This is a genomic window from Mycolicibacterium sp. XJ879, assembly GCF_053483935.1.
In genome coordinates this window covers 1-666 of sequence record NZ_JBEFTH010000040.1, presented here as the reverse complement: position 1 = coordinate 666, position 666 = coordinate 1, and the positions used below count along the sequence as shown (strand labels likewise).

Annotated in this window: 1 protein-coding gene; it reads right to left on the bottom strand. The window is 63.7% G+C overall.

Going from position 1 to position 666, the window contains the following annotated elements; translation table 11 throughout:
• The coding region (locus tag ABQF13_RS25300) for a transposase family protein (RefSeq protein ID WP_448395553.1) at window positions 1-590 on the bottom strand (590 nt) is incomplete at its 3' end.
• Window positions 591-666: the final 76 nt, after the last annotated feature.

The following is a 666-nucleotide window of genomic DNA, read 5'->3' as shown; positions in this document are numbered from 1 at the left end:
ACCGGAGTCAGATCGACGATGACGGTCACGAAGTCGGCCTCTCCTTGCCCGCGGCGGTGTTTCCATTTGTGTTCATCGACCCCGAGGTAGCGGACCCCGTCGAGATGCTCAGGTGAGCCGAACACCAGCTCACGGGCGAGTTCGGCAGCCACGGTGTTGACGGTGTTCCAACTCAAGCCAAGGGCTTTGGCGATCACTGCCACCGACATCTTGTCGATAGCCAATCGTTGCAGAATCCAGCGCGCACACCGGCGGGTAGTCGATGCCTTCGCCGCGGCGACCCTGTCGGTGCGCTGGCGAAAGATCGTCACCGTGCATCGATCGACGGTGCAGATGAACCGTGGCAGGCGCACCCGCAACCGCGTCGGGTGCCCCACGACGGGCAGGTCGGTCAGGACTCGTTCGACATGATCACGCAGTTGGCCAGGCTCACCGCATTTCGGGCATGTCGGGTCGTGTTCGACCGGGCCGCAGTCGATCCAGGTCAGCTCGTCGGCGATCGCAGCACCGGTGATCGTCACCCCCAACTCGATCGTGCGCATGATCGTGTCGGCAACAACGTTGGGCGGGCAGGCAGTAGCCTCAGACACGGGCAACCTCGGTGGTGTGGTGGTCGAGTGTAGGAATCCGAATCGTCGCCCACCGAGGCCCCACCTCAACTCAGCG